Origin of the sequence: Halobacillus andaensis (genome assembly GCF_014636475.1) — a bacterium.
Lineage (GTDB): Bacteria > Bacillota > Bacilli > Bacillales > Halobacillaceae > Halobacillus_A > Halobacillus_A andaensis.
Map to the genome: position 1 here is coordinate 355,634 of NZ_BMEL01000001.1, position 13,604 is coordinate 369,237.

The following is a 13,604-nucleotide window of genomic DNA, read 5'->3' on the forward strand; positions in this document are numbered from 1 at the left end:
AACCTATTAACGGTTTCTCGCTTTTTGTTTTTCTGAAAGCAGAGTTTTTAACTCATCGAACGTTAGGTCTTTTTCTGAAGTAATATCTTCAAGTAAATAACTGTATAATTCAGCGGTCATCGTGGCATCGTTTAAAGCATGGTGCCTTGTTCGTCTTTGGATATGAAATTTCTTTAAAAGAGGGTCAAGCTGATGCTTTTCGTTAGGATACAGAAACTTGGCAAGCTTTTGTGAATCTATAACAGGGGTGTCTAAAGACGGAAGCTTCCACCGTTTAAGCATTGTTTGTATAAACCTCATATCAAATTTAGCGGGGTGAGCCACTAGTACGGATCCCTTACAAAAGGAAAGAAACTCCTGAAAACCATCCAAAAAAAAGTCGGATTGTACCAGCTGTTCTTTTTTTAGGCCTGTTAATTTAAGGGTTTGTTTGCCTACGGGACGTATCGGGTTAACTAATTTGTAAAACGTTTGATTTTCACAAATCGTATGTCCATTCATTCGTATGGCCCCAATGGAGATAATTTCATGGCCAATCTCAGGAATAAAACCTGTGGTTTCTAAATCAAAAATAGTGTAATCAAGCTCAAGTAAGCTTTTATCCTCAACTTCAGGGCGCTCATACTCTTGCAATTGAATACACAGTTCCCGGTGAATGTCACTATTAATAAAAGGACGTATTTTATAATAATAAATTGGTTTCTCAAAGAATAAATACTTTAATATTTGTAAATCAATGGGTAGCATTACATCACCCGATTTCGATTATAGCTGAGTTCGAGTACTTGCTGAAGTCGTTTAGCTATGTTAAGGGCTTCTTTAAGGGATTTCCGTTCATCTTTGTTTAATTTTCCGAGTTTTAGCTCGTTAGACAGCGGCTCATTATTTTTTAATTGGTCTAAGTTTTCGTTGATTCGAAAAGCCATTAACCGGTGAAGGGCGAGTTTTGCGTTTTCAGCATCCCGCGGATGAAATCTTTCCTGCTCGGCCAATGCGTTGAGCCGGCTTACGGTATTGATGTTTTCAATGCCATATTTCATGCTGTAAATTCGAATGGCATTTACGATTTGCATTATAGCTGACTTTTTAAGATTTAATGTTTTTCGTTTTCCAACACCTGAAATTCGGCCAAAGGGTTGCACGGGCACCCTGAACCGTAACGTATCTTTCATAAGAAGCTGATGGAGACCTAGCGAACGTTGAACTCGAGTAGTCACATATTTTTTAAGGTCATAAGCTAATGAAAAATCACCGAAAATCGGACGGAAGTCCATAAATATAGTGAAATCACGAATTTCTTCCGCATCCATTTTTTTAATCCATTGATCGATACTTTCATGCCATTGACTCTTTTGCTGACGCCATTTATCTTCTTTCGCCATGATCCCTCCCGTACAGAATGGAAAGCCGCATTGGTTAAGTAGGGAGTTTATTTTCTCGGAAAGCAATTTAAAGTAGGAGTTAATCTGCTCCTTGTTGCGAGAGTGTTCATAATCTGCCAGTATCATTCCGTTATCTTGATCAGTAGAAAAAGCTTGCTCTTTACGTCCTTCACTGCCCATAACGAGAAAACAATAGTTAATTGGCGGAGCACCTAACCCTGCTGCAATCATTTCATCTTCGGCAATTTGAACAATCTGCTTATGGATCCGATCATTGTAGTTTGTAATGAGCTCTGCAATATCGTAAGCCATCATATGATCTTCAATCAAGCTAGAGACAAAATCTTGAAAGCGGGTATTATAAACAGGTGACAAATCTTTCAATTCATCAACGCTAGTGGCATTTGAAATTCGATATGTTAGATCAAAATAAACAGAATTACTGATCGTAAAAAAGGAAGACTGTCGTAATATCCCTACAATTTTATCTTTATGGTGCACAGGAATAATTTCAGTAGGATGATGTTTTAAGTAACTTAACGCATCGTAAATAAACTCTTGATCACTTATGGAATAAGGCTCTTCTGACATGTGTAGATAGACAGAATCTCTATGGTTATTTTCAAAGTAAGCCTTCAGCAAATCGCCATATCCTATCATCCCTAAAAGGTTCTGACGATCTTCACTAACGAGCAGCGCTTCAATTTTTTGCTGTTGAAGCATTCGCGCCGCTTTCTCAATGGAATCTTGAGGGTGGATAAAAGCAGGTTGTTCCATATAAGCTCCTGCTCTTTTTTTGTATAACTCACGATCATCCTCTTCATCTGTAGATGAGCTTTTAAATTTCACTTCATCATACAAGCTTTTCATTAAATGGCTTATCCCCTCCATGACTACTTTTGAGAATTGGGTGTTGTTAGACATAATTTTCAAAAAGGATTCACGCTTAAAGCAAAGTGTCTTAATAGGTTCTAACGCTTGTACAGAAAATCTCATTTCTCCGCTTGTGAGTAAAATCATTACTCCAACTAGATCACCAGGGTAATAAAACCTCACGGACAATTGCCTTCCATTCGAACGGTGCATAATATTCTTAGCCAAGCCTGATAATAAAAAGTGGATATCAATCGTATCTTCACTTTGATCTTCATGAATAATAAATTCATTGCTGCTATACTCTTTGACTTCAGCATTATTAATGATTTCATCAAATTCTTTGTCTGAAAGAAGGTCAAATGGATATTGAGTTCTGTAAAAATCTAAGGAATGAGCCAAGGTGATTACCTCCTTTGTAAATGTTCTTTTAAAAAAGTAGAGAGAATTTACTCTACTTTTTCTTAAAACGTCCTTTAGTTAAATTTCTTTTTCGGTCACGATGCAAAATGAAGCCACCAATAAAGGCAATTCCACCAATCACACATAGGAGTCCGAAAACACCTTGAATGACGATATGAAAGAAAACAGGATGAAACACATTAAATAAAGCATCCCGTATTAGTTTTATCCCAATCACAGCTATTATGCCGGGTGTAGCAATAAGCAAAAGAGCGATCAATCTCATCATAATAACCCCTTTATTTGTTCAATCCTTCATTAGTATATCAGAAGCACTTTGAACTGAAAATAGAGTTGGCTCTTGCTAAAACGTGCACAATCATGTACGATAAAATTGCGCAAAAAATTGCAGGGTGTGAAAACTATGAAAAGAGTATTAATTGTTGGAGCAGGTAAAGGCGGTACAGCACTTATGAAACTGTTGAGTGAAACAGATAAATTAAGTGTTGTAGCTGTGACCGATATAAACCCGCACGCCGTCGGATTCAGTAAAGCGAAATCCTTAGGAATTCCTACTGGGGAAAATTGGAGAGCGTTTATACATAAAGATATCGATATTGTAATTGAAGCTACTGGCAAGGAGGATATTTTTGAACAAATACGGGCAGAACGTCCTGCGCATACCGTTGTAATTCCGGGTGCAGTGGCTTATATTACCTCTGAGCTTTTAGAAGAAAAAGAAACGCTGCTGAAAGAATTTAAACAGCAAACGAATAATCAAGAACTTATCCTTAATAGCATCCACGATGGCATGATTGTAATTGGTCATGATGAACGTGTATCTTTTTTAAATAAAAGTGGAGAAAAAATACTTGGGAAGTCCCGAACTTCGATTATTGGCAAAGATGTTAGAGAAGTCATTCCGGCATCAGGATTGCCACAATTATTAGAGACGAAAACGAAAGAAATAAATCAAGAGTTAGAATTAGAAAATGGAAAAAAAGTCATTACAACGCGGATTCCTTTAATTGGAGCAGATGGTGAGCCTGTTGGTGCTTATGCTGTTTTCAAAGATATTACTGAAGTGGTTGAATTGGCGGAAGAAATTACAGATTTAAAAGAAGTAAAAACAATGCTTGAAGCGATCATTCAATCCTCTGATGAAGCGATTTCTGTGGTCGATGAAAATGGAAGCGGTTTAATGATAAACCCTGCATACACACGAATCACTGGCTTGGAAGAGAATGAAGTGATAGGCAAACCTGCAACGGTAGATATTTCCGAAGGGGAAAGTATGCACATGAAAGTGTTGAATACGAGACGTCCGGTACGAGGTGTACGGATGAAAGTGGGTCCTGCGAAGAAGGATGTTCTCGTCAACGTCGCTCCAGTGATTGTCGATGGAAAAGTGAAAGGAAGCGTAGGGGTTTTACACGATGTCACAGAAATTCAATCGTTAACGAGTGAATTAAAACGAGCCAGACAAATCATTAGAAGCTTAGAAGCTAAATATACATTTGCAGATATTACAGGAGATTCTCAAGAACTAACCATTGCATTAGAACAAGCAAGGGTGGGAGCGAAAACGCCTGCTACCGTATTGTTAAGAGGTGAATCAGGGACTGGTAAAGAACTATTTGCTCACGCCATTCATAATGAAAGCAATCGGCGTCACAATAAGTTTATTCGAGTGAATTGTGCGTCAATTGCGGAGTCGCAATTAGAAAGCGAATTGTTTGGATATGAGGATGGAGCCTTTGAAGGTGCAAAGCAGGGCGGTAAGAAAGGGTACTTTGAAGAAGCTAATCATGGAAGTATTTTTCTGGATGAGATTGGTGAACTTACGTTGCCGATGCAAGCAAAGCTTCTGCGAGTTTTACAAGAAAAAGAACTCGTTCGCGTTGGTGGAACGAAGCCGGTTGTTGTTGATGTGCGAGTCATCGCTGCCACAAATATTAATTTAGAAAAAGCTATTATGCGTAAAACGTTTCGAGATGATCTCTATTATCGTCTCAACCGGCTGCCAATATATATTCCGCCTCTCAGAGAGAGAAAAGAGGATTTGTCACCTCTAATCACTCATTTAATTCAAAAGTTAAACGAGGATTATGGAAGAAATGTACGAACGATTGATGATGAAGCTTTTGAAAAGCTTGTGGATTACGATTGGCCTGGTAATGTGCGAGAGCTTGAAAATGTAATCAGCCGAGCTATGATTTTTATGGAGCACACAGAAGAAGTAATTCGTAAAAGTCATATTCCAACCTTACTAAAAACAGAAACGAATCATTATGGTGAAGAAGCGGCCTGGCAAAGATCAAGCCTTCAAGAAGCTGTGGATGATTATGAGAAAAGTTTATTAACGGATGCGTTTAGAACGCACAATTTTAATAAAACTAAAACGGCAAAAGCATTAGGCATCTCGATTAGAAATTTATATTACAAACTAGAAAAGTACCAATTGGACAAAGATGATTTGCAAGGTTTTTCATAGTATGCAAAAAAGGAGTGGTGAGTATGAAGTCGCTCGACGAACTTATCACCAATTTAAAACACCAAAAATCTAATAAAGTAGCGGTTGCACAGGCTGCTGATAAAGAGGTGCTCTTAGCCGTAAAGAAGGCTGTTGAATTACAGTTAGCTACCTTTATTCTTACAGGGGATAAGGAAGAAATTCAGCGTCTTGCTGAAGAGGTAGAACTTGATGTTCACGCAAGAAGCGAGATACAAATTGTTGATTGTTTAAATGAAGAAGCGTCTTTAGAAGCTGTTAAATCAGTTAACAAAGGTTCAGCTCACGTGGTTATGAAAGGAAATGTTGATACCAAATCGCTGCTTAAAGCGGTCCTTGATAAACAGTATGGATTGAGAACAGGCAGAATTTTATCTCACGTTGCCCTTTTTGAAATTCCCGGCCAGGAACGATTAATATTCTTAACGGATTCAGCAATGAATATTGCACCAACCTTAGAAGAGAAAGTTCAAATTGTTAAGAATGCAGTTGATGTAGCAAAACGGAGTGGCTGGGCGATGCCTAAAGTAGCTCCTTTAGCAGCAGTTGAAGTTATTAATCCTTCGATGCAGGCAACTATTGATGCCGCTTCTCTCACACAAATGAACCGGAGAGGACAAATTAGCGGTTGTGTAATAGATGGGCCCTTAGCTTTTGATAATGCTGTAAGCAGGATCTCTGCTGACCAAAAGGGTATCAACTCTGAGGTAGCAGGAAATGCAGATATCTTAATGGTTCCTACGATAGAAGTAGCGAATGCCTTATACAAATCATTCATGTACTTTGCTCACGCAAAAGTTGCAGCGGTTATTAGTGGTGCAAGCGCCCCAATTGTCCTAACTTCTAGATCGGACACATCTGAAAGTAAAGTTTATTCATTAGCTTTAGCCTTACACTCAAGCAAATAGTAGGAGGAATTAAATATGGAAATTTTTAAGTATATGAGCAAATACGATTATGAACAATTAGTCATGTGTCATGATGAAGCCTCTGGTTTAAAAGCAATTATCGCCATTCATGATACTACGCTAGGACCTGCACTAGGTGGAACACGAATGTGGACCTATGGCAGTGAAGAAGAAGCGATAGAAGATGCTTTGCGCTTGGCTAAAGGAATGACTTATAAGAATGCGGCAGCTGGCCTTAATCTTGGTGGAGGAAAAACTGTTATTATCGGTAATCCCCGGGAAGATAAAAATGAATCGATGTTCCGTGCGTTTGGCCGCTACATTCAAGGGTTAAACGGGAGGTACATTACAGCAGAGGATGTAGGGACGACTGTTCAAGATATGGATGTAATTCATGAGGAAACAGATTACGTAACCGGCATTTCTCCAGCTTTCGGTTCTTCAGGAAATCCTTCTCCAGTAACAGCTTACGGCGTATATCGAGGAATGAAAGCTGCGGCAAAAGAGGGATTTGGCAGTGACTCCTTAGAGGGGAAAACGATAGCCGTGCAAGGCGTAGGAAATGTAGCTTACCATTTATGTCGTCACCTTCATGAAGAAGGAGCGCATCTAATTGTGACAGATATTAATGAAGAAGCTGTACAAAAAGCTGTAGATGAATTCGGCGCACAAGCAGTGGGGATAAACGAAATTTATAGCGTGGATTGTGACATTTACGCTCCGTGTGCGTTAGGTGCTACAATTAATGATGAGACGATTCCGCAAATTAAAGCTAAAGTAATTGCAGGGGCAGCGAACAATCAGCTAAAAGAAACAAAACATGGTGACATCCTTCATGAAAAAGGTGTCGTTTATACTCCAGACTATGTTATAAATGCAGGTGGAGTAATAAACGTAGCAGATGAATTGAACGGATATAATAAAGACCGGGCCATGAAGCGCGTAGAGACCATTTATGATAACGTTACAAGAGTTTTTGAAATTGCTAGACGCGATCATATTCCTACTTATAAAGCGGCTGATCGAATGGCGGAAGAGCGTATTGAGTCAATGCGCAAATCTCGCAGCCAGTTCCTACAAAATGGACACCATATTTTAAGCAGACGATAGGCAACGGAGGGTAAAGGATTTTGCAGATACATCGAATATTAGTCATTAACCCTGGATCAACCTCAACGAAGATTGGAGTTTTTGATAACGAAGCGGAAATTTTTGAGAAAACGATTCGGCATTCACATGAGGAGATCAATCAATATAACCGAATCATTGACCAATATGATTTTCGTAAATCAGTCATATTAAAAGAACTGGACCAAGCGGATATTAACATTCACTCTTTAAGTGCAGTCTGTGGCCGAGGCGGTTTACTGCGTCCAATTGAAGGCGGAACATATGAAGTAAATGATGCCATGCTAGAGGATTTGAAAAATGGCTATAATGGTGAACACGCCTCTAACCTTGGAGGGATTATTGCCAGCGAGATTGCTAAAAGTATGAATATAAACGCTTATATCGTGGATCCGGTTGTAGTGGATGAACTTCAAGACATTGCGCGAGTTTCAGGAGTTCCTGAAATCCCCAGGAAAAGCATATTTCATGCCTTAAATCAGAAAGCGGTAGCTAGAAGGGTAGCAGAAGATCTTAGTAAACCTTATAATAAATCTCGTTTAATTGTTACTCATATGGGTGGAGGTATTACCATTGGGGCGCACGCGGACGGTCGTGTAATTGATGTGAATAACGGTCTTCATGGAGATGGCCCCTTTTCACCCGAACGTGCTGGTACAGTCCCTGCTGGTGACCTTGTATCTATGTGTTTCTCTGGCCACTATTATAGAGACGAAATCATGAAAAAGCTTGTTGGTCAAGGCGGATTAATGGCGTATCTTGATACGAACGATGGCTTAGAAGTAGAAAAAATGATTGAACATGGGGACAAAAAAGCAAAACTGATTTATGAGGCAATGGCTTATCAAATTGCCAAAGAAATTGGCAGTATGAGTGCAGCACTTGAAGGGCGTGTTGATGCTATTGCATTAACAGGCGGCTTAGCCTACGGAAAAGACTTTACCGATGAAATTTCCAAAAGAGTGAGCTGGATTTCGGATGTATTAATCTACCCGGGAGAAAATGAGTTAGAAGCTTTAAATGAAGGAACTCTCCGCGTGCTGAATCGAGAAGAACTGCCAAAGCATTATCCAAATTTTGCTGAGTAAAAGGAGTCGTTTAGAATGGCAGAAGAGTATGACTTAGTCGTATTAGGTGGGGGTACAGGTGGTTACGTAGCCGCTATACGTGCTTCTAAATTAGGATTAAAAGTGGCTGTTGTTGAAAAAAGAGAAATGGGTGGAACTTGCCTGCATCGTGGGTGCATTCCTTCAAAGGCATTGCTTCGAAGTGCTGAAGTATTTCGTCAGACAAAAGAAGCAGATGCGTTCGGTATCGAGACATCCACTCCTACTCTTAACTTTCTGAAGGTACAAGAGCGTAAACAATCGATCGTAGATACCTTACATAAAGGCGTTCAAGGATTGATGAAAAAAGGGAAAATAGACGTATATGAGGGATTTGGCCGGATTTTGGGTCCTTCAATTTTTTCACCATCCGCAGGAACGATTTCAGTTGAATTAAATAACGGGGAAGAGAATGACATGTTGATACCCAAAAATGTTTTAATTGCAACTGGATCCAGCCCGAAAACACTTCCAGGTTTAGAGATTGACGGAAAATATGTAATGACCTCAGATGAAGCACTCAATATGGAAGAACTCCCTAATTCCGTTATAATTGTAGGCGGCGGTGTCATCGGTATTGAATGGGCATCGATGCTGGCTGATTTCGGGGTAGAAGTGACCGTTCTTGAATATTTACCTCATATTCTACCAACGGAAGACGAAGACGTATCGAAAGAAATGTTAAAACAGCTGAAGCAAAAAGGCGTTACCTTTGTCACTGATATAAAAGTGTTGCCAGAAAGCTTAAAGGTGGAAGGGCAAGTTGCTATCCAGGGAGAAGTTAACGGTGAAACAAAAACGTATGAGGCAGAACGTATGCTTGTTTCTGTGGGACGCTCCGCTAATGTGACAAATATAGGGCTGGAGAATACGGATATTGAAGTAGATCGTGGGGTAATTTTAACCAATAAATATTATCAAACGAAAGAGTCCCATATTTATGCGATAGGCGACGTAATTGGCGGTATGCAGCTGGCTCATGTAGCCTCTCATGAAGGGATTACAGCAGTTGAACATATGGCTGATAAGCACCCGCATGTTATGAATTATGACCAGGTACCAACTTGTATTTATTCAAGTCCAGAAGCAGCAAGTGTAGGGATAACGGAAAAACAGGCTAAAGATGAAGGGTATAACATCAAAGTTGGTAAGTTTCCATTTAAAGCAATTGGGAAAGCTTTAGTTTTTGGAGAAACCGACGGGTTTGTTAAAATAATTGCCAATAAAGAGAATGATGATTTACTCGGAGTCCACATGGTTGGACCACATGTAACAGACATGATCTCGGAAGCCGGACTTGCTAAAGTTCTCGACGCTACACCTTGGGAAATCGCTGAAAGTATACATCCTCATCCAACGCTATCAGAGGCAATCGGTGAGGCAGCTATGGCTGTAGATGGTAATCAAATTCATGGATAATTAACAAAGGAGGAATTCCTGTGGCTGAAAATCGTCATAAAACGTTAGGGTTAAGTGATGATGAAGTGCTGGACATGTTCCGCACAATGTTATTAGCACGAAAAATTGATGAAAGAATGTGGCTTTTAAACAGAGCTGGTAAAATCCCGTTCGTCATCTCATGTCAAGGTCAAGAAGCCGCTCAAGTAGGAGCATCTTTTGCTCTGGATCGTGAAAAGGATTACGCCTTACCTTATTATCGAGATATGGGCGTTGTTCTTGCTTTTGGTATGACAGCGAAAGATTTAATGTTATCTGGATTTGCAAAAGCTGAAGATCCAAACTCAGGCGGCCGACAAATGCCGGGTCACTTTGGCCAAAAGAAAAACCGTATCGTAACAGGTTCATCTCCCGTTACCACTCAAGTTCCACATGCAGTGGGGATTGCGCTAGCTGGGAAGATGGAAAATAAAGACTTTGTTTCTCTTGTTACATTTGGAGAGGGCTCTTCAAACCAGGGGGATTTTCACGAGGGTGCAAACTTTGCTGGGGTTCACAAATTGCCTGTTATTTTTATGGTAGAAAACAATAAATACGCCATTTCTGTTCCAGTTTCTAAGCAATTAGCTTGTGAAAAAGTATCTGATCGCGCAATAGGTTATGGAATGCCAGGACACACCGTCGATGGAAACGATCCATTAGCTGTATATGAAGTCGTTAAAGAAGCAGCTGATCGTGGACGAAATGGTGAGGGGCCAACTTTGGTTGAAGCTGTTTCCTATCGTTTAACTCCGCACTCCAGCGATGACGACGATCGAACATACCGAGAGCGTGGTGAAGTGGACGAAGCGAAGAAGAAAGACTCCATCGTTACGTTTGCTCAATACTTAAGAGAACAAAATATATTAACGGAAGAAAAAGAAAAAGCTTTAAACGAAGAATTAGATCAGTTAGTCAATGAAGCAACGGATTATGCAGAAAATGCAGCGTATGCTGAAGCTGAATCCGCACTGCATTATGTCTACGAAGAGTAAGGAGGGGGAGATCGTATGGCCGTAATATCATATATTCAAGCTGTGACTCAAGCTTTGAAAGAAGAAATGCAACGAGATGAGAAAGTGTTTGTTTTAGGTGAGGACGTTGGGAAGCGTGGAGGCGTTTTTCGTGCAACTGATGGTTTATACGAAGAATTCGGTGAAGCCAGGGTACTAGATACTCCACTCGCTGAGTCCGCTATTGCAGGAGTGGGTATTGGCGCTGCGATGTACGGAATGAGACCGGTAGCTGAAATGCAATTTGCTGATTTTATTATGCCTGCGGTAAACCAAATCATTTCCGAAGCCGCAAAAACACGCTATCGTTCTAATAATGACTGGTCGGTTCCAATGACTATTCGTGCGCCTTATGGCGGCGGTGTTCACGGAGCTCTGTATCACTCCCAGTCAGTAGAAGCTTTATTTGCTAATCAGCCTGGTTTAAAAATTGTTATGCCTTCAACTCCTTATGATGTTAAGGGCTTACTAAAGGCATCTATTCGAGACAACGACCCTGTTCTATTTTTCGAACATAAAAGAGCGTACCGTTTAATTAAAGGTGAAGTTCCTGATGAGGATTATACGCTACCAATAGGGAAAGCTGATGTTAAACGCGAGGGTTCAGATATTACTGTAATTACCTATGGACTTTGTGTGCATTTTGCTTTGCAAGCGGCAGAAAAACTTGCAGAAGAGGGTATTGAGGCACATGTTTTAGATTTAAGAACAGTTTACCCGCTTGATCAAGAAGCGATCATTGAGGCGGCTTCTAAAACTGGGAAGGTATTGCTCGTTACAGAAGATAATAAAGAAGGTGGAATTATATCTGAAGTTTCAGCGATCATCAGCGAAAATTGCTTGTTTGATTTGGATGCGCCGGTAAAACGTTTAGCAGGACCGGATATTCCTTCCATGCCTTATGCGCCTACAATGGAAAAATACTTCATGATGAACCCTGATAAAGTCGAGAAAGCAATGCGTGACTTAGCGGAATTTTAATATAGAGGAGGAGTTCCCATGGGGTTAGAAAAGATTAATATGCCTCAGCTCGGGGAAAGCGTTACAGAAGGTACGATCAGCTCTTGGCTCGTACAACCCGGTGATCAAGTTAATAAATATGATCCAATTGCAGAGGTAATGACAGATAAGGTGAACGCTGAAGTTCCGTCATCTTTTACAGGAACGATTAAAGAGCTTGTTGCACAAGAGGATGACACCATTGAAGTGGGCGAGCTTATGTGCTATATCGAAGTTGAAGGAGCGGGCAGCACAGAGGAAGCGCCGGTTGAAAAGGAAGTAGTTGAAGTGGAGAAGTCATCCGACTCGCCTGCGTCTTCTTCACAGTCAAAGCAGAATAAGACAGCAATAAGCGATGACACGACGAGCAAGACACGTTACTCACCAGCGGTTATGACCCTTGCTCAAGACAATAATATTGATTTAAATCAAGTAGAAGGTTCTGGACGAGGCGGTAGAATCACTAGAAAAGACGTTGAGAAAATTATTCAAAGCGGCGATATTCCGACTTCCGCATCCTCAGAGTCTGATCAGTCTGAAAACAAACGCTCAGAATCAGCGACGGCTCAACCTTCTGGCGTACAAACAGCTGAAGGGGATATTGAAATCCCGGTTACTGGCGTAAGGAAAGCCATTGCCCAAAATATGGTGAAGTCTACAACTGAAATTCCTCATGCTTGGATGATGGTAGAAGTTGACGTCACTGGATTGGTAGAGCTTCGCAACTCTGTTAAAAACCAGTTTAAAGAAAAAGAAGGGTATAGCTTAACTTTTTTCTCCTTTTTCGTAAAAGCTGTGGCTCAAGCCTTAAAAGAATATCCGCAATTAAACAGCACGTGGGCTGGTGACAAAATTATTCAGCGAAAAGCTGTAAACTTAAATATAGCTGTAGCAAAAGAAGACGAGCTCTTCGTCCCGGTTATTAAAGATGCAGATGAAAAAAGCATTAAAGGAATCGCTAAAGACATTACTGCGTTAGCTTCAAAAGCACGTCAAGGAAAGTTGACTTCGAAGGATATGGAAGGCGGCACTTTTACAGTAAATAACACAGGGTCTTTCGGTTCTGTACAGTCGATGGGCGTCATTAACCATCCGCAGGCAGCGATTCTTCAAGTAGAATCCATTGTTAAAAAACCAGTGTTCCAGGATGGCATGTTCGGAGCACGTGATATGGTTAACCTTTGCCTATCTCTAGATCATCGAGTGCTCGATGGTTTGGTAGCAGGTAATTTCTTAGCACGTGTTAAAGAGATTCTTGAAAAAATGACGAAGGACAATACTTCCGTTTATTAATCCAATCCCCTGGTTTTTCCCCAGGGGATATTTTTTATTGTGTTTTTCTTAATTGAAAGGCTGTATAAATATTGATAAACTATTGTTAGCACTTATAGAAAAGGGGCCACGAATGATATGGATTTCAATATTTTTATGAACGATGTCGTAACAAAAGCTCGTGAAGAAATTACACAAGCAGGGTATACAGAATTAACAACTAAAGAAGAAGTTGATGAAGCTTTAAATAAAGAAGGTACTACTCTAGTGATGATTAATTCAGTGTGCGGGTGTGCAGGTGGTATAGCTCGTCCGGCAGCCTCTCATGCGATTCATTATGATAAGCGCCCAGATCAGCTTGTAACTGTATTTGCTGGACAAGATCGTGAAGCTACGGAAAGAGCACGCGAATATTTTGAAGGGTTCCCTCCTTCCTCTCCATCTTTTGCTTTACTAAAAGATGGGAAAATCCAAACAATGGTTGAACGACATGATATTGAAGGCTTTGAACCAATGGAAGTCATCGCAAAATTACAGCGTCAATTTGAAGAATATTGTGAGGAAGTGTAAGC

General features: G+C 40.3%; 12 protein-coding genes. 9 read left to right on the forward strand and 3 right to left on the reverse strand.

Annotation, left to right across the window (positions count from 1 at the left end):
- Positions 1-6: 6 nt before the first annotated feature.
- From IEV27_RS01860 to IEV27_RS01870, 3 genes are read right to left on the reverse strand one after another with little or no spacing between them, the layout of a single operon-like run.
- Positions 7-747 (reverse strand): 3'-5' exonuclease, encoded by a 741-nt coding sequence (locus IEV27_RS01860; protein ID WP_188375749.1) that lies wholly within the window; start codon positions 745-747, stop codon positions 7-9.
- Positions 747-2,657, reverse strand: coding sequence for a DUF294 nucleotidyltransferase-like domain-containing protein (locus tag IEV27_RS01865; RefSeq protein ID WP_188375750.1), 1,911 nt, complete (start codon positions 2,655-2,657; stop codon positions 747-749). Before IEV27_RS01865 ends, IEV27_RS01860 begins: the two co-directional genes overlap by 1 nt.
- A gap of 52 nt (positions 2,658-2,709) precedes the next feature.
- Positions 2,710-2,946 carry a DUF2627 domain-containing protein gene (locus tag IEV27_RS01870; RefSeq protein WP_188375751.1) on the reverse strand — a complete coding sequence of 79 codons (237 nt, stop codon included), beginning with the start codon at positions 2,944-2,946 and terminating at the stop codon, positions 2,710-2,712.
- A 135-nt stretch (positions 2,947-3,081) separates the two neighbouring features.
- Here IEV27_RS01870 and IEV27_RS01875 point away from each other — a divergent pair, with 135 nt between their 5' ends.
- From IEV27_RS01875 to IEV27_RS01915, 9 genes are all read left to right on the forward strand, one after another.
- Positions 3,082-5,151 (forward strand): sigma-54 interaction domain-containing protein, encoded by a 2,070-nt coding sequence (locus tag IEV27_RS01875; protein WP_188375752.1) that lies wholly within the window; start codon positions 3,082-3,084, stop codon positions 5,149-5,151.
- A gap of 23 nt (positions 5,152-5,174) precedes the next feature.
- Positions 5,175-6,077: a phosphate butyryltransferase gene (gene yqiS, locus IEV27_RS01880; protein ID WP_188375753.1), complete on the forward strand. Its 903-nt coding sequence runs from the start codon at positions 5,175-5,177 to the stop codon at positions 6,075-6,077.
- Between the two features lie 15 nt (positions 6,078-6,092).
- Positions 6,093-7,187, forward strand: coding sequence for a branched-chain amino acid dehydrogenase (bcd, locus tag IEV27_RS01885; protein ID WP_188375754.1), 1,095 nt, complete (start codon positions 6,093-6,095; stop codon positions 7,185-7,187).
- Positions 7,188-7,207: 20 nt separating this feature from the next.
- Entirely contained in the window at positions 7,208-8,293 is a 1,086-nt protein-coding gene (gene buk, locus IEV27_RS01890; protein ID WP_188375755.1) for a butyrate kinase, read from the forward strand.
- 15 nt (positions 8,294-8,308) lie between these two features.
- Complete coding sequence (lpdA, locus tag IEV27_RS01895; RefSeq protein WP_188375756.1) at positions 8,309-9,730, forward strand: dihydrolipoyl dehydrogenase; 1,422 nt, start codon at positions 8,309-8,311, stop codon at positions 9,728-9,730.
- A 74-nt stretch (positions 9,731-9,804) separates the two neighbouring features.
- On the forward strand, positions 9,805-10,743 hold the full coding sequence (locus IEV27_RS01900) for a thiamine pyrophosphate-dependent dehydrogenase E1 component subunit alpha (RefSeq protein WP_229734896.1): 939 nt from the start codon (positions 9,805-9,807) through the stop codon (positions 10,741-10,743).
- A gap of 15 nt (positions 10,744-10,758) precedes the next feature.
- A complete protein-coding gene (locus IEV27_RS01905; RefSeq protein ID WP_188375758.1) occupies positions 10,759-11,742 on the forward strand; it encodes an alpha-ketoacid dehydrogenase subunit beta in 984 nt (327 codons plus the stop codon).
- 18 nt (positions 11,743-11,760) lie between these two features.
- On the forward strand, positions 11,761-13,053 hold the full coding sequence (locus IEV27_RS01910) for a dihydrolipoamide acetyltransferase family protein (RefSeq protein WP_188375759.1): 1,293 nt from the start codon (positions 11,761-11,763) through the stop codon (positions 13,051-13,053).
- A gap of 117 nt (positions 13,054-13,170) precedes the next feature.
- Entirely contained in the window at positions 13,171-13,602 is a 432-nt protein-coding gene (locus tag IEV27_RS01915) for a BrxA/BrxB family bacilliredoxin (protein WP_188375760.1), read from the forward strand.
- The last annotated feature ends 2 nt before the right edge of the window (positions 13,603-13,604 follow it).

What these genes read in the sequence shown, in the direction of transcription:
- IEV27_RS01860 (WP_188375749.1), bottom strand. Translation starts at nt 747, where the DNA reads ATGCTACCCATTGATTTACAAATATTAAAGTATTTATTCTTTGAGAAA.
- IEV27_RS01870 (WP_188375751.1), bottom strand. Translation starts at nt 2,946, where the DNA reads ATGATGAGATTGATCGCTCTTTTGCTTATTGCTACACCCGGCATAATA.
- IEV27_RS01875 (WP_188375752.1), top strand. Translation starts at nt 3,082, where the DNA reads ATGAAAAGAGTATTAATTGTTGGAGCAGGTAAAGGCGGTACAGCACTT.
- yqiS (WP_188375753.1), top strand. Translation starts at nt 5,175, where the DNA reads ATGAAGTCGCTCGACGAACTTATCACCAATTTAAAACACCAAAAATCT.
- bcd (WP_188375754.1), top strand. Translation starts at nt 6,093, where the DNA reads ATGGAAATTTTTAAGTATATGAGCAAATACGATTATGAACAATTAGTC.
- lpdA (WP_188375756.1), top strand. Translation starts at nt 8,309, where the DNA reads ATGGCAGAAGAGTATGACTTAGTCGTATTAGGTGGGGGTACAGGTGGT.
- IEV27_RS01900 (WP_229734896.1), top strand. Translation starts at nt 9,805, where the DNA reads ATGTTCCGCACAATGTTATTAGCACGAAAAATTGATGAAAGAATGTGG.
- IEV27_RS01905 (WP_188375758.1), top strand. Translation starts at nt 10,759, where the DNA reads ATGGCCGTAATATCATATATTCAAGCTGTGACTCAAGCTTTGAAAGAA.
- IEV27_RS01910 (WP_188375759.1), top strand. Translation starts at nt 11,761, where the DNA reads ATGGGGTTAGAAAAGATTAATATGCCTCAGCTCGGGGAAAGCGTTACA.
- IEV27_RS01915 (WP_188375760.1), top strand. Translation starts at nt 13,171, where the DNA reads ATGGATTTCAATATTTTTATGAACGATGTCGTAACAAAAGCTCGTGAA.